This is a genomic window from Bacillus sp. MC1252 (assembly GCF_056838025.1).
In genome coordinates this window covers 2,251,531-2,270,918 of the sequence record NZ_CM166369.1, presented here as the reverse complement: position 1 = coordinate 2,270,918, position 19,388 = coordinate 2,251,531, and the positions used below count along the sequence as shown (strand labels likewise).

The 19,388-nt window shown below is 42.0% G+C and carries 19 protein-coding genes; 18 read left to right on the top strand and 1 reads right to left on the bottom strand.

What is annotated here, in order from left to right; translation table 11 throughout:
* The first annotated feature begins 122 nt into the window (after positions 1 to 122).
* The 12 genes from gpr to mtaB all read left to right on the top strand — a co-directional run bounded on the left by gpr (position 123) and on the right by mtaB (position 14,131).
* Positions 123 to 1,238, top strand: a complete 1,116-nt coding sequence (gpr, locus tag ACYH0L_RS11565) for a GPR endopeptidase (RefSeq protein ID WP_099726588.1) — start codon at positions 123 to 125, stop codon at positions 1,236 to 1,238.
* A gap of 66 nt (positions 1,239 to 1,304) precedes the next feature.
* Positions 1,305 to 2,513: a stage II sporulation protein P gene (locus tag ACYH0L_RS11560; protein ID WP_099726589.1), complete on the top strand. Its 1,209-nt coding sequence runs from the start codon at positions 1,305 to 1,307 to the stop codon at positions 2,511 to 2,513.
* 13 nt (positions 2,514 to 2,526) lie between these two features.
* Entirely contained in the window at positions 2,527 to 2,859 is a 333-nt protein-coding gene (locus ACYH0L_RS11555) for a YqxA family protein (RefSeq protein ID WP_099726590.1), read from the top strand.
* A gap of 168 nt (positions 2,860 to 3,027) precedes the next feature.
* Positions 3,028 to 4,866, top strand: coding sequence for a translation elongation factor 4 (lepA, locus tag ACYH0L_RS11550; protein WP_099726591.1), 1,839 nt, complete (start codon positions 3,028 to 3,030; stop codon positions 4,864 to 4,866).
* A 114-nt stretch (positions 4,867 to 4,980) separates the two neighbouring features.
* The gene (hemW, locus tag ACYH0L_RS11545) at positions 4,981 to 6,120 is read left to right on the top strand and encodes a radical SAM family heme chaperone HemW (RefSeq protein WP_230030411.1); all 1,140 of its coding nucleotides are present in this window, start codon (positions 4,981 to 4,983) and stop codon (positions 6,118 to 6,120) included.
* An 81-nt stretch (positions 6,121 to 6,201) separates the two neighbouring features.
* Positions 6,202 to 7,233: a heat-inducible transcriptional repressor HrcA gene (hrcA, locus tag ACYH0L_RS11540; protein ID WP_099726593.1), complete on the top strand. Its 1,032-nt coding sequence runs from the start codon at positions 6,202 to 6,204 to the stop codon at positions 7,231 to 7,233.
* 63 nt (positions 7,234 to 7,296) lie between these two features.
* Positions 7,297 to 7,854: a nucleotide exchange factor GrpE gene (gene grpE / locus ACYH0L_RS11535; protein WP_099726594.1), complete on the top strand. Its 558-nt coding sequence runs from the start codon at positions 7,297 to 7,299 to the stop codon at positions 7,852 to 7,854.
* A 29-nt stretch (positions 7,855 to 7,883) separates the two neighbouring features.
* On the top strand, positions 7,884 to 9,722 hold the full coding sequence (gene dnaK, locus ACYH0L_RS11530) for a molecular chaperone DnaK (protein WP_230030410.1): 1,839 nt from the start codon (positions 7,884 to 7,886) through the stop codon (positions 9,720 to 9,722).
* A 165-nt stretch (positions 9,723 to 9,887) separates the two neighbouring features.
* Entirely contained in the window at positions 9,888 to 11,021 is a 1,134-nt protein-coding gene (gene dnaJ, locus ACYH0L_RS11525) for a molecular chaperone DnaJ (protein ID WP_099726596.1), read from the top strand.
* 22 nt (positions 11,022 to 11,043) lie between these two features.
* Positions 11,044 to 11,979, top strand: coding sequence for a 50S ribosomal protein L11 methyltransferase (gene prmA / locus ACYH0L_RS11520; RefSeq protein WP_230030409.1), 936 nt, complete (start codon positions 11,044 to 11,046; stop codon positions 11,977 to 11,979).
* 23 nt (positions 11,980 to 12,002) lie between these two features.
* A complete protein-coding gene (locus ACYH0L_RS11515; RefSeq protein ID WP_099726598.1) occupies positions 12,003 to 12,773 on the top strand; it encodes a 16S rRNA (uracil(1498)-N(3))-methyltransferase in 771 nt (256 codons plus the stop codon).
* Complete coding sequence (gene mtaB, locus ACYH0L_RS11510; protein WP_230030550.1) at positions 12,773 to 14,131, top strand: tRNA (N(6)-L-threonylcarbamoyladenosine(37)-C(2))-methylthiotransferase MtaB; 1,359 nt, start codon at positions 12,773 to 12,775, stop codon at positions 14,129 to 14,131. Before ACYH0L_RS11515 ends, mtaB begins: the two co-directional genes overlap by 1 nt.
* A gap of 41 nt (positions 14,132 to 14,172) precedes the next feature.
* Here mtaB and ACYH0L_RS11505 read toward each other — a convergent pair whose 3' ends face one another.
* Entirely contained in the window at positions 14,173 to 15,099 is a 927-nt protein-coding gene (locus tag ACYH0L_RS11505; protein ID WP_249705051.1) for a Na/Pi symporter, read from the bottom strand.
* Between the two features lie 181 nt (positions 15,100 to 15,280).
* Here ACYH0L_RS11505 and rpsU point away from each other — a divergent pair, with 181 nt between their 5' ends.
* The 6 genes from rpsU (at position 15,281) to yqfC (ending at position 19,387) form a co-directional block, all read left to right on the top strand.
* Positions 15,281 to 15,454, top strand: coding sequence for a 30S ribosomal protein S21 (gene rpsU, locus ACYH0L_RS11500; RefSeq protein WP_003152957.1), 174 nt, complete (start codon positions 15,281 to 15,283; stop codon positions 15,452 to 15,454).
* A gap of 14 nt (positions 15,455 to 15,468) precedes the next feature.
* Positions 15,469 to 15,918: a GatB/YqeY domain-containing protein gene (locus ACYH0L_RS11495; RefSeq protein ID WP_249705052.1), complete on the top strand. Its 450-nt coding sequence runs from the start codon at positions 15,469 to 15,471 to the stop codon at positions 15,916 to 15,918.
* Between the two features lie 141 nt (positions 15,919 to 16,059).
* Positions 16,060 to 17,373 (top strand): NfeD family protein, encoded by a 1,314-nt coding sequence (locus ACYH0L_RS11490; RefSeq protein WP_482354026.1) that lies wholly within the window; start codon positions 16,060 to 16,062, stop codon positions 17,371 to 17,373.
* Between the two features lie 27 nt (positions 17,374 to 17,400).
* Positions 17,401 to 18,393 carry a flotillin-like protein FloA gene (gene floA / locus ACYH0L_RS11485; RefSeq protein ID WP_099726603.1) on the top strand — a complete coding sequence of 331 codons (993 nt, stop codon included), beginning with the start codon at positions 17,401 to 17,403 and terminating at the stop codon, positions 18,391 to 18,393.
* A 31-nt stretch (positions 18,394 to 18,424) separates the two neighbouring features.
* Positions 18,425 to 18,925 (top strand): hypothetical protein, encoded by a 501-nt coding sequence (locus ACYH0L_RS11480; RefSeq protein ID WP_099726604.1) that lies wholly within the window; start codon positions 18,425 to 18,427, stop codon positions 18,923 to 18,925.
* A 180-nt stretch (positions 18,926 to 19,105) separates the two neighbouring features.
* Positions 19,106 to 19,387: a sporulation protein YqfC gene (gene yqfC / locus ACYH0L_RS11475; RefSeq protein ID WP_012010618.1), complete on the top strand. Its 282-nt coding sequence runs from the start codon at positions 19,106 to 19,108 to the stop codon at positions 19,385 to 19,387.
* Position 19,388: the final 1 nt, after the last annotated feature.

Sequence of the window (19,388 nt, the reverse complement as noted above, 5' to 3'; positions counted from 1 at the left end):
TATCAAACACACCTTTAGAATGCAATATAAATGTAAAGTATTTTTCATTGATGAACCGCTCGAATGTTTCTTTATAGAGATGGAAAGACTACTGTTAATTACTTGGTGGAAGGAGCCTTTTTATGAAGAAACAGAAACTCGATTTAAGCGCTTATCAAATCCGGACAGACTTGGCCGTTGAAACAAAAGAGATACTAGAACAAGAGAACGATCCGAATGTCGTCAAAAATGATGGCATTCAAGGAATTGTCGAGAAAGAAAAGGAAGAGCACGGGATCCGCATACGCACTGTGGAGATTACGAAAGAAGGAGAAGAGCTGACGGGGAAAAAGGCAGGAACATACTTGACACTTGAGGCGCAGGGCATTCGGGAGAAGGATTCTGAGATGCAAGAAAAAGTAGTCGAAGTCTTCGCCCATCATTTTGCTCAGTTTTTAAAAGACCGGGGAATTCAGGCAGATGCGAGCTGTCTTGTAGTGGGACTAGGTAACTGGAATGTCACGCCAGATGCATTAGGACCACTCACAGTTGAAAACCTGCTTGTGACCCGTCATCTATTTGAATTACAGCCGGAAAATGTACAGGAAGGCTATCGCCCAGTGTCCTCTTTATCACCTGGTGTGATGGGACTGACTGGAATTGAAACAAGTGACATTATACAAGGTGTGATCGAACGTTCCAAACCCGATTTTGTGATTGCCATAGATGCACTTGCTGCTCGTGCGGTGGAACGGGTGAATACAACGATTCAAATGTCTGATACAGGCATCCATCCAGGATCTGGTGTAGGGAATAAGCGCAAGGAATTAAGCAAAGAAACCTTGGGTATTCCAGTGATTGCGATTGGCGTCCCGACAGTGGTTGATGCAGTGACGATCGCAAGTGATACGATTGATTATGTCTTAAAGCATTTTGGTAGAGAACTGAAAGATGATAGACCCTCCCGCTCTCTTGTGCCGGCTGGTCTGACATTTGGGAAGAAAAAAGTGCTAAACGAAGAAGACTTGCCAGATGAAGAAACGCGTCAATCATTCTTAGGAATAGTAGGAACGCTTCCTGATGAAGAGAAAAGACAGCTGATCCATGAAGTGCTTTCGCCGCTAGGACAAAATTTAATGGTGACGCCGAAGGAAGTGGATACATTCATTGATGATATGGCAAACGTACTTGCCAATGGATTAAACACAGCGCTTCATCAAAAAATCTCTCAAGATAACATGGGTTCTTATAATCATTAATCGGTTCTACTTTCTCTAGCTCGCTCATAGTGTAATTACTAGAAAGCGTGCTGGAGGGAGTAAATCATGAAAAAAAGACCCCGCCGTCCTCGACAGTTGGTCGTTGCGATTAATGGAACCAAAGTAGTGAAAAGTATTTTCTTGTTTATTGCCTCTCTTGTTGTCATGTTTGTCATGTCAGGGGCTTTGACATCTTTAAAACCTGAGCTTAGACCTCAAGCTTCGTTATATGGTGTAGCTGATGAGTTGTCAGGAGCGTTCTTTGCCACACTGATGGGAATGGAAAACCAATATTTCGCCTCAACAGTTCCAGAAGATCAAAAAGGGTTCAATTTCTCTGGACTGTCACTCAAGCTTGCGACAAGTATCAATTTAGAAGATCCCCGCAGTTTTCTAGGAAGAGAGCTGCCAGGCTTTGAACATTTTGATACAAAAATCATCTTAGCGGGTGAAGGAACAGACTATACCAACATGCCAATGGAATCGCCGCCGCCAAGTGAAGTCATCAAAGATGAGAAAGAAGCGAATTTAGCTGAGCTGGACAAGCTCGATGAGGATGAGCCGAAAAAGCCTGCTAAAGAGCCGGATCGTTCGACAGGGAAACGAAAAGCCGTGTACATTTATCACACACACAATACGGAATCATATTTACCATTTTTAAAAGGAGAAACGAACCCAAACAATGCACGGCACTCAAAAGTGAACGTCACCCTTGTCGGAGACATGTTTGGAAAAGCGCTCGATCAGCAAGGAATCGGTAATACAGTTGACAAAACTGAAATTGAAAAAAGGCTCCTGCAAAAAGGGTTAAAGTATCCGCAGTCGTATAATGAATCCAGATTGGTCGTGAAAGAAGCCCTTGCTGCAAATGATGACCTCGAATATTTAATTGATATTCACCGTGACTCAAGGAGAAAGAAAGATACCACTGTGGAGATCAAAGGAAAGAAATATGCGAGAATCGCGTTTGTTGTGGGGAAGAAGAATCAAAGCTATGAAAAAAATTTAAAGCTGGCAACAGAGTTTCACCATTTGATGGAGAAAAAATATAAAGGTCTCAGCGTCGGAGTGTTTGCAAAAGGAGAAATTGGCGATAATGGAATCTATAATCAAGATTTATCTGATAAAGCCCTTCTTTTAGAATTTGGCGGAGTGGATAATAATATGAAAGAATTGAAAAATGCATCCAATGCAGCGGCTGATGTGTTCAGTGAAATTTTCTGGGACGCAGAAAAAGTAAATGGCAAAGCAAAGGATGAGAAAAAACGTTCTTAAGGTGGTGACGGGTATGGGCTCATTTATTGGAAAAACCATTATTTTAGGATTGGTTTTGCTGTTTGGTGTCTTTTTAGGAATGCAGCAAGCCAATAATGGTATGCTGCAAATGAAGGGCTACCATGATCCGCAATTAAAAGGGGCTTTCTCTATTCAAATGAAAGACGATCAAGAAAGAGAAGCTTCTATCTTAGGAACGGCTGTCACAGAAAAGGATTTAGCTGAAAAACAAAAGCAGCTCGAAGAAATAGAGAGCTTCAATGCCTTCTCCAAGGCCGGAAAAGCCCTATCTGATGGTATGACACATGCAGCCCGTTCTCTTTATGATTGGGTGAATGGCAAATAACCATTCAAATTAGCACCACCATGGATTTCATTTCATGAGATATCACCCTTTTGAGAAAAGCCGCTTACACCGATGAGCGGCTTTTCTTGATTTCGATTGAATCTTTACAGCCCTATTGATATAATCTAACCTAGCGCAACCCGCGTTTTATAGTAGGAGTGATAGATTGTGACAGATAAAGAAAAACGATTAGAACGGCAATCAAGAATTCGAAATTTCTCCATTATCGCCCATATTGACCATGGGAAATCAACATTGGCGGACCGTATTTTGGAAAAAACAGCGGCGATTACTCAACGAGAAATGAAAGAACAATTACTTGATTCCATGGACTTAGAGCGTGAACGCGGCATTACGATTAAATTAAACTCTGTCCAGCTGAAATATAAGGCGAAGGATGGAGAAGAATATATTATGCACCTGATTGATACACCAGGGCATGTCGACTTCACCTACGAGGTTTCCCGAAGCCTAGCTGCCTGTGAAGGTGCGATTCTCGTTGTTGATGCAGCACAAGGAATTGAAGCACAGACACTTGCGAACGTTTATTTAGCTCTTGATAACAACTTAGAAATTCTGCCGATTATCAATAAAATTGATCTGCCAAGTGCAGAGCCTGAGCGTGTAAGAGAAGAAATTGAAGATGTCATCGGGTTGGATGCGTCTGAAGCTGTTCTGACATCTGCTAAGGCGGGCATTGGGATCGAGGATATTTTAGAACAAATCGTAGAAAAAGTGCCGGCTCCAGCTGGAGACCCAGAAGCACCGCTTCAAGCCCTTATTTTTGATTCCCTTTATGATGCGTATCGAGGCGTTATTGCGTACATACGGATTGTTGAAGGAACAGTAAAGCCAGGTCAGAAAATTAAAATGATGGCGACAGGCAAAGAATTTGAAGTGCTTGAAGTCGGCGTTTTCACACCGAAAGCAATGCCCACAGACGAACTCACCGTTGGAGATGTTGGCTACTTAACAGCTGCGATTAAAAATGTCGGTGATACACGTGTAGGGGATACGATCACAAGTGCGGAGAACCCTGCGAAAGAAGCACTGCCAGGATACAGAAAGCTGAACCCAATGGTATACTGCGGACTTTATCCAATTGACACAGCGAAATATAACGACTTACGTGAAGCGTTAGAAAAGCTTGAATTAAATGATTCTTCACTTCAATATGAGGCAGAGACATCCCAAGCACTTGGCTTCGGTTTCCGCTGCGGCTTTCTTGGAATGCTTCATATGGAAATCATCCAAGAACGGATTGAACGTGAATTTAAAATTGACCTCATTACGACAGCACCAAGTGTTATTTACGATGTGTATATGACAGACGGAGAAAAAATCGTTGTAGATAACCCGTCCAATCTGCCTGATCCGCAAAAGATTGAACGAATTGAAGAACCATACGTGAAGGCAACAATGATGGTGCCAAATGATTATGTAGGCTCTGTTATGGAGCTTTGCCAAGGAAAGCGCGGTAATTTCATTGATATGCAATACCTTGATGCAAACCGCGTCAGCATTGTTTACGAAATTCCTTTGGCAGAGATTGTATACGAATTCTTTGACCAGCTAAAGTCCAATACAAAAGGGTATGCGTCCTTTGATTATGAGCTGATTGGCTATCGTCCATCCACTCTAGTGAAAATGGATATTATGCTAAATGGTGAAAAGATCGATGCCCTTTCCTTCATTGTTCACCGCGATTATGCATATGAACGAGGAAAGCTCATTGTAGAAAAGCTGAAAGAACTCATTCCACGCCAGCACTTTGAAGTACCAGTTCAGGCGGCGATCGGTCAAAAAATCGTTGCTCGTTCTACCATTAAAGCGATGCGTAAAAACGTACTTGCTAAGTGTTATGGTGGAGATATTTCCCGGAAAAGAAAGCTTCTTGAGAAGCAAAAAGAAGGGAAAAAGCGCATGAAGCAAGTGGGCTCTGTTGAAGTCCCGCAAGAAGCATTTATGGCTGTCCTGAAAATGGACGACAGCACACCGAAAAAATAATATCCTCAAGGCAACCTGCTTTACAATGCACGCCTTGACGTTTATAGTCGAAAACAAACAAAGTTGCCGCAGCGATAAACTGCGGCTCTTTACCTGTAAAGAAGGTGTCATCAAATGAAAGCAGCATACATTCACATTCCATTTTGTGAGCACATTTGTCACTATTGTGATTTCAATAAATTTTTCATTAAAACGCAGCCAGTAGATGAATACTTAGCCGCTCTTGAAAAAGAAATGCAGCACACGATCGAGCAAAAAGGCGAGCAAGAACTAAAGACGATCTTTATTGGCGGTGGAACCCCGACATCACTGACAGTCAGCCAGCTAGATCAGCTCATGGACAGTATTCACCGCGTATTAAAGCCGACAAAAAATCTGATTGAATTTGCAGTTGAAGCAAACCCAGACGAACTATCGCTTGATAAGCTGCATGTCCTGAAATCAGCAGGCGTGAATCGGCTGAGCTTTGGCGTACAAACATTTGAAGACGATTTGCTCAAAAAAATCGGACGAGTTCATCAACAGAAAGATGTCCTAACTTCTTTCGAACGAGCAAGAGCGGTTGGGTTTGACAACATTAGTCTCGACCTCATGTTTGGTTTGCCTCATCAAGAAAAGCACCATGTCATGAATTCACTTGAGACGGCTTTTTCATTAGGTGCAGAGCACTATTCTGTCTATTCACTCATTGTGGAGCCGAAAACGGTTTTTTACAACTTAATGCAAAAAGGAAAGCTGCATTTGCCGCCGCAAGAACGTGAGGCTGAAATGTATGAGCTTGTCATGGATGAAATGGAGCGCCACGGATTAAAGCAATATGAAATTAGCAATTACGCCAAACCAGGCTTTGAAAGCCAGCATAACCTCACATATTGGAGCAATGAAGATTACTTCGGTTTTGGTGCAGGGGCGCACGGCTATGTAGATGGTATCCGAAATGTGAACGCTGGACCAGTGAAGCATTATTTGGAGCTGATTGAACAAACAGGGTTCCCATATAAGGAAACACATCAGGTGACAAAAGCAGAACAAATCGAAGAAGAAATGTTTTTAGGTCTCCGGAAAATCGAAGGTGTTAAAAGCGCCCATTTCCAAGCCAAATATGGAGCAATGCCAGAGGCGCTCTTTTCCACTGTTCTTGAAGAATTAGAAGAAAAAGGTCTCATTGTACAAGATGACATTGGGATTCGTTTAACAAGAAAAGGAAAATTGTTAGGAAATGAAGTGTTTCAAGCGTTTCTCGGTGAGTTATAATTGACATTTTAATTTGAGTTTGGTAATTTTGTTTATACAATTAGCACTCGTTGAAAGAGAGTGCTAACAGGGGTGATGATGATGTTAACAAATCGTCAGCTTTTGATTCTGCAAGTCATCATTAATGACTTTATTCGTTCGGCGCAGCCAGTTGGATCAAGGACTCTTTCTAAAAAAGAAGACATCACATTCAGCTCTGCGACGATTAGAAACGAAATGGCTGATTTGGAGGAACTTGGTTTTATTGAAAAGACCCATTCTTCATCAGGAAGAATTCCTTCCGAAAAAGGATATCGTTATTATGTAGATCATTTGCTCTCTCCGCGAAAACTGTCATCTAAAGAGCTTGTGCTCATCCAGTCAGCTTTTCAGGAGAAAATTTTCGAGCTGGAAAAAACAGTTCAAAAATCGGCGGAAATTTTATCAGATCTCACAAACTATACATCGATTGTGCTGGGTCCAAAGCTAAGTGAAAATCGATTAAAGCAAATTCAGCTTGTCCCTGTTCAGCCAAACAAAGCAGTGGCGATCATGATTACAGACAGTGGTCATGTTGAAAACAAAACCATTACCTTCTCTGAGCATCTCGATGTCTCCGATATTGAGAAGCTGATGAATATTTTAAACAGCCGCCTAGCAGGAGTCCCGATGGATCAGCTGAAGGACAGGATGTACAAAGAAGTTGTCATGCTGCTTCGCATGCATTTAAAAGATTATGATCATATTCTAGATGCGCTAGGCAACACATTTACATCGACACAAAACGAATCAAAACTTTTCTTTGGCGGGAAGATTAATATGTTGAATCAGCCGGAGTTTCATGACATTGACCGCATTCGTTCACTGATGATGCTCATTGAGCAAAAGAATGATGTCATGCAGCTGTTTCATCCAAATCAGCAAGGAATCACCATTAAAATTGGCTCAGAAAACAATTTGGAAGCAATGGAGAATTGCAGCTTAATCACAGCGACCTATTCGATTGATCAAAAATCTCTCGGCTCCATTGCCGTCATCGGTCCAACCCGCATGGATTACGGCCGGGTCGTCAGTCTCTTGCATCATGTATCAAAAGACTTGTCAAACGCACTTTCCAATTTGTATGATGAGTAGGGTGATGAAAAGCGGGGGCACAGCCCCTTCGTATTCTTGAATTTTTTGAGGGAGGTGAACACAATGTCAGAAGAAAAACAGACACCTGAGCAAGAAGCAGAGGTTGAAGCACAAGAAGAAGCAGTTCAAGCAGATACTGAGGAAGTAATGCATGATGAACAGTCTGCCTTCCAAGAGAAAATCGATGAATTGCAGCAGCTTCTAGACGAAAAAGAAAACAAAATTCTGCGTGTTCAAGCAGATTTTGAAAACTATAAACGCCGTGCTCGAACTGAAGTGGAGACCGTGCAAAAATATCGTTCTCAACATGTTGTCAGCGATCTTCTCCCAGCTCTTGACAACTTTGAAAGAGCGCTTGGAATCGATCCAGACAATGAGCAGACGAAAAGTTTGTTAGAAGGAATGCAAATGGTTTACCGCCAGCTGGTAGAAGCGTTGAAAAATGAAGGCGTTGAACCAATTGAAGCTGTCGGCAAAGAGTTCGATCCAAACCTTCATCAAGCCGTCATGCAAGTTGAAGATGAAAACTTCGATTCAAATATCGTTGTAGAAGAATTGCAAAAGGGCTATAAACTCAAAGACCGAGTCATTCGTCCATCAATGGTAAAAGTAAATCAATAACTACATAACATAATGGGAGGTCATCGAATATGAGTAAAATCATTGGGATTGACTTAGGAACAACAAACTCATGTGTTGCAGTACTTGAAGGCGGCGAGCCAAAAGTTATTGCAAACGCTGAAGGAGCACGTACAACACCATCTGTTGTCGCTTTTAAAAACGGAGAGCGCCAAGTAGGTGAAGTAGCAAAACGTCAATCAATTACAAACCCTAACACAATCATGTCTGTGAAAAGACATATGGGTACTGATTATAAAGTAGAAGCTGAAGGCAAGAACTATACACCGCAGGAAATCTCTGCAATCATTCTTCAACATCTTAAATCTTACGCTGAAGGCTATCTTGGCGAAGAAGTAACAAAAGCTGTGATCACAGTTCCTGCTTACTTCAATGATGCAGAACGTCAAGCAACAAAAGATGCAGGGAAAATTGCTGGTCTTGAAGTAGAACGTATCATTAACGAACCAACAGCAGCTGCACTTGCTTATGGTTTAGATAAAACAGAAGAAGATCAAACGATTCTTGTATACGACCTTGGCGGCGGTACATTTGACGTTTCAATTCTTGAGCTTGGAGACGGCGTCTTTGAAGTACGCTCAACTGCTGGGGACAACCGTCTAGGTGGAGATGATTTTGACCAAGTCATCATTGACCACCTAGTGGCTGAATTCAAAAAAGAAAATGGCATTGATCTTTCTAAAGATAAAATGGCGCTTCAGCGTTTAAAAGATGCTGCTGAAAAAGCGAAAAAAGATCTTTCTGGTGTATCATCTACACAAATTTCACTGCCATTTATCACAGCTGGAGATGCAGGACCTCTTCACCTTGAGTTAACGTTAACTCGTGCTAAATTCGAAGAACTATCTTCTGAGCTTGTCGAGCGTACAATGACACCTGTACGTCAATCACTTAAAGATGCTGGTTTATCTGCTAGCGAGATTGATAAAGTCATCCTTGTTGGTGGATCAACCCGTATTCCTGCAGTGCAAGAAGCGATCAAAAAAGAAACAGGTAAAGAGCCTCATAAAGGCGTAAACCCTGATGAAGTTGTTGCACTTGGTGCTGCAATTCAAGGTGGAGTGATCACAGGAGATGTGAAAGACGTTGTTCTTCTTGACGTGACACCACTTTCTTTAGGGATTGAAACAATGGGCGGCGTATTCACGAAGCTGATTGAGCGTAATACAACAATTCCAACAAGTAAATCTCAAGTGTTCTCAACGGCTGCTGACAACCAAACAGCTGTAGACATCCACGTTTTACAAGGTGAACGTCCTATGGCAGCAGATAACAAAACATTAGGTCGTTTCCAATTGACTGATATCCCGCCAGCACCACGCGGCGTACCGCAAATCGAAGTATCATTTGATATCGATAAAAACGGTATTGTGAACGTACGTGCGAAAGATATGGGTACTGGAAAAGAACAAAATATTACAATCAAATCTTCTTCAGGTCTTTCTGATGATGAGATCGAAAAAATGGTCAAAGAAGCAGAAGAAAATGCTGAAGCAGATGCAAAGAAAAAAGAAGAAATCGAAGTGCGCAATGAAGCAGATCAATTAGTGTTCACAACTGAAAAAACATTAAAAGATCTAGAAGGCAAAATCGATGAAGAGCAAGTCAAAAAAGCAAATGATGCGAAAGATGCTTTAAAAGCTGCGATCGAAAAAGGCGAGCTTGAAGACATCAAAGCGAAAAAAGATGAGCTGCAAACAATCGTTCAAGAATTAACGACAAAGCTCTATGAAGAAGCTGCAAAACAAGCACAAGCTCAGCAAGAAGGCGCTGAAGGTGCTCAAAAAGCAGATGACAATGTAGTGGATGCAGAATACGAAGAAGTAAACGACGATCAAGAGAAAAAATAATCACCTTTACTTTTGAAAAAGACTGCTGAAACGTACTCGTCAGAAAGTCAAAGTCAGGATCTCTTGGCTTTGACTTTTTTCTTTTCAACGATGAAAAGGAATTGAAAAAGGTTAAATCAAAATGATACAATCGTATTTATGTGAGAAAATCGGGAGTGTGAAGAGATGAGTAAGCGTGATTACTATGAAGTGCTTGGCGTTGGTAAGAGCGCCTCAAAGGACGAAATCAAAAAGGCATACCGCAAGCTTTCAAAAAAGTATCACCCTGATATTAATAAAGAAGCTGGCTCAGATGAGAAATTCAAAGAAGTAAAAGAAGCCTATGAAACCCTTTCTGATGATCAAAAACGTTCGCATTATGATCAATTCGGTCATACCGATCCAAACCAAGGCTTTGGCGGCGGCGGTTTTGGTGGAGGGGGAGACTTTGGCGGCTTCGGCGGCTTTGATGACATCTTCTCTAGTATTTTTGGCGGCGGTGCCAGAAGAAGAGATCCAAATGCACCGCGTCAAGGGGCGGACCTTCAATATACAATGACGCTTTCGTTCGAAGAAGCGGCATTTGGAAAAGAAGCGACCATTGAAATTCCTCGTGAAGAATCTTGTGAAACATGTCATGGCTCAGGGGCAAAGCCTGGGACGCAAGCGAAGACATGTTCACATTGCGGCGGTTCTGGCCAATTAAATGTCGAGCAATCAACCCCATTTGGTAAAGTCGTCAACCGCAGAGTATGTAATTACTGTAGCGGAACAGGAAAACAAATTGACCACAAATGTTCAACATGCGGTGGATCTGGTAAAGTGCGTAAGCGTAAGAAAATCAATGTAACGATTCCGGCAGGTGTTGATGATGGTCAGCAGCTCAGAGTATCTGGTCAAGGTGAACCAGGTATAAATGGAGGACCTCCAGGCGATCTATTCGTTGTGTTCCATGTACGTGCGCATGAATTCTTCGAACGTGACGGAGATGACATTTACTGCGAAATGCCGCTTACCTTCGCGCAAGCTGCATTAGGCGACGAAATTGAAGTGCCGACATTACACGGAAAAGTAAAATTAAAAATTCCTGCAGGCACTCAAACTGGAACAAAGTTTAGACTCAAAGGAAAAGGTGTGAAAAATGTACGCGGCTATGGCCAAGGCGATCAGCATATCGTTGTACGTGTCGTCACACCGACGAATTTAACTGACAATCAAAAAGATATCATTAGAAAATTTGCTGAAGTGAGCGGAAATAAACCAGACGAACAAGAAATGAGCTTCTTCGATAAGGTAAAACGCGCATTTAAAGGCGAGTAAGACGGATAAGGAGTTGGTAGTATTGAAGTGGTCAGAGATTAGCGTCCATACAACAAATGAAGCGGTGGAACCAGTCACCAATATTTTGCATGAAGCAGGTGCAAGTGGTGTCGTGATTGAGGACCCGCTTGATTTAATCAAGGAACGTGAAAATGTATACGGTGAGATCTACCAGCTCGATCCGAATGATTATCCGGATGAAGGGGTTATTGTGAAAGCCTATCTTCCGATGAATAGCTTTTTGATGGAAACGGTAGATGAGATCAAAGAAGCCATCAACAATCTTCTTCTATACGATATTGATCTTGGACGAAATACGCTGTCCATTTGTGAAGTAAATGAAGAAGAATGGGCAACCGCATGGAAGAAATACTACCATCCTGTGAAAATCTCTGAAAAATTCACCATCGTTCCAACGTGGGAAGAATATACACCTGTTCATTCTGATGAACTGATCATTGAAATGGATCCTGGAATGGCATTTGGAACAGGTACGCATCCAACGACAGTCCTTTGCATTCAGGCGCTTGAGCGCTATGTGAAGGAAAACGATACGGTGATTGATGTTGGAACAGGATCTGGCATTTTAAGTGTTGCAGCAGCGATGCTTGGTGCAAAGGACATTCAGGCCTTTGATCTCGATACCGTTGCGGTTGAAAGTGCGAAGCAAAACATCGAATTAAATGGTGTTAGTGAACAAGTGACTGTGAAACAAAACAATCTACTTGATGGTATTTCAGGTGAACGTGATGTGATCGTTGCTAACATTCTTGCAGAGGTCATCTTACGCTTTACAGATCAAGCATATGACTTATTAAAGAAAGATGGCTATTTCATTACATCAGGCATCATCGGACAAAAGAAATTACAAGTCAAAACGGCTTTAGAAGAAGCTGGCTTTGACATTGTTGAAGTGCTGTCAATGGAAGATTGGGTCAGCATTATAGCGAAAAAATAAAGCGAGTAGGTGTCAGGACACGTATGCAACGATATTTTATCGACCTCACGAAAGAAGAAGTGATGGCAAAGGGAGCCAGCGTCATAAAAGGTGAAGATGTACATCACCTTTCAAATGTCATGCGAATGAAAGCAGGGCAGGAAATCCTTTGCTTAACGACAGACGGCTTTGAAGCGCTCAGTAAAATTGATACAATAACAAAGGAAGAAGTGATTTGTCACCTTGAAGGCTGGACGAATCAGAACAGAGAACTTCCGATCAGTGTGACGATAGCGAGTGGTCTGCCAAAAGGAGATAAGCTTGAGCTGATTATCCAAAAAGGGACCGAGCTTGGCGCAAGTGCTTTTGTCCCGTTTCAAGCGGCTCGTTCTATTACAAAGCTTGACCAAAAAAAGTCACATAAAAAACGTGAGCGCTGGGAGAAAATTGCGAAGGAAGCAGCCGAGCAGTCCTACCGGAATATCATTCCCCGTGTCCATCCAGTATCAACGTTTAAAGAGCTGACACAGCTGGCTGATGAATTCGATAAATGTGTCGTTGCATACGAAGAATCATCGAAAGAAGGAGAGCAAAGCCGATTTCAAACTGTGCTTCAACAGATGAAAGGCGGACAAACCTTATTAGTGGTTTTTGGCCCTGAAGGCGGTTTGGCAGAAAAGGAGATTGGAGAGCTTGAAAAGCTTGGTGCAGTCATTTGCGGGCTCGGACCACGCATTTTAAGAACAGAAACAGCTCCTCTATACGCGCTTTCTGCTATATCTTATCAAACAGAGTTATTAAGAGGTGAATCATGATGGGAACAGTAGCGTTCCATACACTTGGCTGTAAGGTCAATCACTATGAAACAGAAGCGATCTGGCAGCTGTTTAAAGAAGCTGGCTATGAAAGAAAAGATTATGAATCAAAAGCAGACGTATATGTGATTAATACATGTACGGTCACGAATACAGGCGATAAGAAAAGCCGCCAAGTCATTAGAAGAGCCATTCGTCATAACCCGGATGGTGTCATTTGTGTAACAGGCTGTTATGCGCAAACGTCTCCGGCAGAAATCATGGCGATCCCTGGCGTTGATATTGTGGTTGGAACACAAGACAGACATAAATTGCTTGGTTATATTGAAGAATACCGTAGAGAAAGACAGCCTATTAACGGGGTTGGCAATATCATGAAAGCACGGGTGTTTGAAGAGCTGGATGTCCCTGCCTTTACAGATAGAACGCGTGCTTCATTAAAAATCCAAGAAGGCTGTAACAATTTCTGCACATTCTGCATCATTCCGTGGGCTCGCGGACTTCTTCGTTCTCGTGATCCTGAAGAGGTTATCAATCAAGCACAGCAGCTTGTTGATGCCGGCTATAAAGAAATTGTGTTAACTGGTATTCACACAGGCGGATACGGTGAAGACTTAAAGGATTATAACTTCGCGAAGCTTCTAAAAGAATTAGATGAACGTGTTATCGGTTTAAAACGAATCCGCATTTCATCAATTGAAGCAAGTCAAATTACAGACGAAGTGATTGAAGTGCTGGATCAGTCAGATAAAATTGTCAGACACCTGCACATTCCGCTTCAATCTGGCTCTAATACTGTGCTGAAAAGAATGCGCCGTAAATATACGATGGAATTCTTTGCAGAGCGTTTAACAAAGCTGAAAAAAGCATTGCCAGGCCTAGCTGTGACCTCTGATGTCATCGTTGGATTCCCTGGGGAAACAGAAGAAGAGTTTTTGGAAACGTACAATTTTGTCAAAGACCATCAATTCTCTGAGCTGCACGTATTCCCTTACAGCAAACGTACAGGTACTCCGGCTGCAAGAATGGAAGATCAAGTGGATGAACATGTGAAAAACGAACGCGTTCACCGCTTGATCGCTCTTTCTGACCAGCTTGCGAAGGAATATGCGTCAGCATACGAAGGAGATGTACTAGAGATTATTCCTGAAGAATCCTTCAAAGAAAAAGATGGAGAACACAATCTTTATGTTGGTTATACAGATAACTATATGAAGGTCGTTTTTGAAGGATCAGAAGATATGATCGGTCGATTGGTGAAAGTGAAAATCACGAAAGCTGGCTACCCTTATAACGAAGGACAGTTCGTCCGTATGAGTGAAGACATTCAACCAGACGAAGTGAGAATGACATCATAAGAGAGACAAGAACCGGCTGCCACTAGGGGGCCGGTTTTCTTTTATGTTTGATTTGGTAAAAGGAACAAAATGATTGCATGAAAGGGGCGGATGAACGGGAAGAACAATAACGAGCTGGCGACATTAAACAATAGACTGAAATGCGCGATCTGCTGTGCTGGAGAGCTCGCTAAAAGTGCGACAAATTGCGTTATGAGTGTGAGAAATGGCAGGCATAATAAAACCCCAAGAACATTAAATACAACATGTGCATAAGCCGTTTGACGTGCTGCCAATCCGCCCGAGATCGCAGCCATGACAGCTGTAATGCATGTGCCAACATTCGATCCTAATACAAAGCTGATTCCCTCCTGCAACGCCACAGTCCCTTCATTCATAAATCCCATTAAAATACCAATGCATACAGAGCTTGAATGAACAATGGCAGTGAGGATTGTGCCCGACAGAATAGCTGTCCAATCTGAGTGCTGCATCATTTCAAGAAAACGTAGCGTTTCCGGTTGACTTGTCATCATACCTGCAATTTTTGAAAAGCCTTGAATGCAAAAAAAGATCATCCCAAGACCAAATAGACTTTTTCCTGCATGCCTGAAGGACCTTTGACCAAAAATGATACATACAAGACCGGTAGCAATTAAAACCCACATGAACACGTCCATCTTAATCGCGATAAATTCTGTCGTGAACGTGGATCCGATATTGGTCCCAAGGATCATTGGAATTGATTTTTTGAAAGTCAGAATGCCTGTACTCACAAAGCCGATGACAATGACCATAAACGCCGAACTGCTTTGAAGCACGCCTGTAAACACAATACTGACCAAGAATGCTTTCACCGGGTGATCTGTAAAGAGAAGAAGCGATTTCTCAATACGAGACGATGTCAGTGCCATTAATCCTTTTCTCAGCAAACCCATTGACCATAAAAAAATGAAAATGAGTGCACAAAAATAAATGATCGCCATCATAGAAAAGTCCTCCTCTTACCAATAAATATATGGACTTGTCTACCTGCTCATGACGAAAATATATTTCCAAATCACTTAGTTGACCTCACACTAGGCTTATATTATAATGTCTAGGTACATGTTTGCATGTATATCTTTTTTTAATGCAGTCGATTGGTGTATTCGGAGGGAGGGAAAGAGAATGTCAAAAACGGTCGTTAGAAAAAACGAATCGCTTGAAGATGCTCTTCGTCGCTTTAAACGCAGTGTATCCAAAACTGGAACATTGCAAGAAGCAAGAAAGCGTGAATTTTATGAAAAGCCTAGCGTAAAGCGCAAGAAAAAGTCCGAAGCTGCTAGAAAACGTAAATTTTAAAAGAGGGTGGATTTATGAGTCTTCTTGAGCAATTAAATTCTGATATGAAGCTGATGATGAAAAACCGTGAGAAAGACAAGCTTGCTGTCATTCGAATGGTAAAGGCTTCACTACAAAATGAAGCAATTAAGCTTAAGAAAGACAGTTTGACCGGCGATGAGGAACTGACCGTTCTTTCTCGTGAGATTAAGCAACGTAAAGACTCCCTCCATGAATTTTCGAAAGCTAATCGCTTAGATTTAGTAGATAAAGTTCAAAAAGAGATTGACATCTTAGACGTTTATTTACCTGAACAGCTTTCTGAAGAAGAACTGCAAACGGTCGTGAAAGAAACGATCGCTGAAACAGGTGCTTCATCGAAGGCTGATATGGGTAAAGTGATGAGCGCTATTATGCCAAAAGTAAAAGGTAAAGCTGATGGTGCTGTCATTAACAGACTTGTCAGCGAGCAGCTGTCTCAATAAAAAAGTATCCTTCTATTGTTAGAAGGGTACTTTTTTTGTACCACCATAAATCTGTCATATAAAAATGAAACCTATGATACATTTGTAACGTATGTAAAGGAACGGTAAAATAAAAGAAAGAGAGGAGGGATCACCAAATAGATGAAAAAAATAAAAATTTCTATTGCTCTCTTCAGTTGTTTTATAATATGCTTGTTATTAGGGGTTCAATTGACCGCGAAATCAGCAGATCAGAAAGTTCATGTCATTCCAATTGAAGATACAGTAGAAAAGGGACTATCTAAATTCATTGAACGATCATTTGAGCAAGCAAAGTCGGAACGGGCGAAACATATTATTCTCGACATCAATACACCAGGTGGTGCAGTTGATGCGGCGCTTGAAATTGCAGATACCATTCGTGCGTCTGATATCCCTGTGGCAGCGTTTGTCAATCATAGAGCGCTTTCAGCCGGGGCCTTCCTTGCATTAAATGCCGACCAAATTTATATGACCCCAAACGGAAAGATGGGGGCTGCTGCGATCATTGATGGAGAAGGCAATGCTGCCGATCAAAAATCTGAATCTCTATGGCTTGCTGAAATGAGTGATGCTGCCGAAAAGCAGGGGCGTGATCCAAAGTATGCTCTTGCGATGGCAGATGTAGATATAGATGCAAAAGAAGCCGGTGCACCAAAAGGAGAATTGCTCACCTTCAACACAGACCGGGCGCTTCAATTCGGGTATGCAGAAGGAGAAGCGAAAAATCTGGATGACTTGCTTCAGAAGCTGACCTTAGCAGACACTTCTGTTCAATACGATGAAGTGAGCTTTGCTGAAAAGGTTGCGCGTTTTCTCACGCACCCAATCGTCATTCCAATCCTTTTATCCATCGCAAGCTTAGGGTTAATTGTTGAGCTATATTCTCCCGGCTTTGGGGTCCCAGGCACCATGGGAGTCACAGCGCTTCTTCTATTCTTTTATGGTCATCTCGTGGCAGGTTTTGCAGGATATGAGACGTTGTTCCTGTTTTTAGCAGGGATTGCACTCATTATTCTGGAATTGTTTTTGCCAGGGGGAATCTTAGGTGCCATTGGACTAATCTGTGTTGTTGTCAGCTTATTTTTAGCAGCTGGAAGCTTTACAGAAATGGCGATTTCCATCTTGATTGCCACTGCTGTTTCAATCATAGCAGTTATTTTATTGACAAAGGTGTTGGGGAAACGTATGAAATTTTTTAAAAAGTTCATTTTAACCGATTCAACCAATAAAGAAAGTGGTTATGTCTCAAATGAAACAAGAGAGGATCTTGTTGGACAAATTGCATTGACTGCAACAGCACTTCGTCCATCCGGTACGATTGTACTCGGAGATGAGCGTATTGATGTTGTGTCAGAAGGTGCATTTATCGACAAGGATGAACAAGTAAAAATTGTCAAAGCGGAAGGCTCACGCATTGTCGTGAGGAAAGTATAGATATACTGATTTTATAGGAGGAATAAAATGGATCCATCTACTTTACTATTATTTGTGATTATCGCAGCAGGTTTGATCGTTCTATCGATCTTCTTCACCTTTGTACCGGTGATGCTGTGGATTTCTGCCCTAGCGGCTGGCGTAAGAGTGAGCATTTTTACACTTGTAGGAATGAGACTTCGCCGAGTAATTCCAAACCGAGTGGTCAACCCGCTCATCAAAGCACATAAAGCAGGTCTTGATGTGACGATTAACCAGTTAGAAAGCCACTACCTTGCAGGTGGTAACGTTGACCGTGTTGTGAATGCATTGATCGCGGCTCAACGTGCGAATATCGAATTGAACTTTGCACGCTGTGCAGCGATCGACCTAGCAGGCCGTGACGTACTTGAAGCTGTACAAATGAGTGTAAACCCTAAAGTGATTGAAACACCATTTATCTCAGGTGTTGCGATGGACGGGATTGAAGTGAAAGCAAAAGCACGTATTACAGTTCGCGCAAACATCGAACGACTTGTTGGTGGTGCAGGGGAAGAAACAATCATTGCTCGTGTAGGTGAAGGAATTGTCTCTACAATCGGTTCATCAAATAATCATAAAAAGGTTCTAGAAAATCCTGATATGATTTCTCAAACGGTTCTTGGTAAAGGATTAGATTCAGGTACTGCGTTTGAAATTCTCTCGATTGATATCGCAGATGTTGATATCGGTAAGAACATTGGGGCTATTCTGCAAACAGACCAAGCAGAAGCAGACAAAAACATTGCACAGGCTAAAGCGGAAGAACGCCGCGCAATGGCTGTTGCACAAGAACAAGAAATGCGTGCGAAAGTTGAAGAAATGCGCGCGAAAGTAGTAGAAGCAGAGGCTGAAGTACCACTTGCAATGGCTGAAGCACTACGCGAAGGCAATATTGGCGTCATGGACTACATGAACATTAAGAATATCGATGCTGATACGGATATGAGAGATTCATTTGGTAAAATGACAAAAGGTCCATCTGATCATGAAAACAAATAAGCATCCTCTCACGCTTTAAGGAGGGAGCCCATTGGACATTCTATTTGAAAATCCGCTACTAATTGCGATTATCATCGGTATCATCTCTGCTGTCTTTGGGAAAATCGGCAAACAAGAGGAGAATGAACAAAAGAACCAGCAAAACAAGTCGGCTCCTCAGCGTAAGCCAATGCCCCAAAATCAGCAAACAAAACAAAAAAGTCCAGACCTCGTCGTGACGGACCAACTAGACGATTTTGGCGATGTACATGATCATGGCGGGATGAAGAAAAACACATCGCAGTCCTTACAAGATCGCTATACGGATACACTTGCTGAAATGGAAGAAAGAAAAAGCGAGTTAAACAAAGAGTTTCAATCGCTTGAAAGGCAGCTGACAAGGCCGAAAGCCTCAGCTGTGGAAATGAAGCCGCACATCATTGATAAGCTCAACCAAAACACTGTTGTTCAAGGCATGCTTCTTGGCGAAGTGTTTGGAGCGCCCCGCGCTAAAAAACCGCATCGAACGATGAAACGGCCATATAAAAGGTAAGAAGAAAGCTCCCTTGTAAAAGGGGGCTTTTTTTGCGTAAACGATGAACAGGCTGTTTTACGGGATTCATTAGCATGATATGAACCGCTGAGGAATAGGATGATATAGAGACTTTCTCATCAGTCTCACCATCTTTCAGTTTGATCTCATACACATGAGGTGGGAAGGGGTTCTTATTGAATGGGAAAAAGAAAAAATCGACTTAAAGCATGGCTGACAAGAACACTTGAAATCCCTCCGGACGTGATGATGGATCTTCCCCGTATTACGATGGTTGGCAGACTCCACATTTACATAGAGAACCATAAAGGGCTTTTACTTTTCAGTGATCAAGAGGTAAGGCTTATGCTCAAACAAGGACAATGCATTATTTCAGGGAAAGACTTTGTGATTAAAACGATTTTGCCAGAAGAGATCTTATTAGAAGGGAAAATCGATGAGGTCCGTTACATTGATTCTTAAC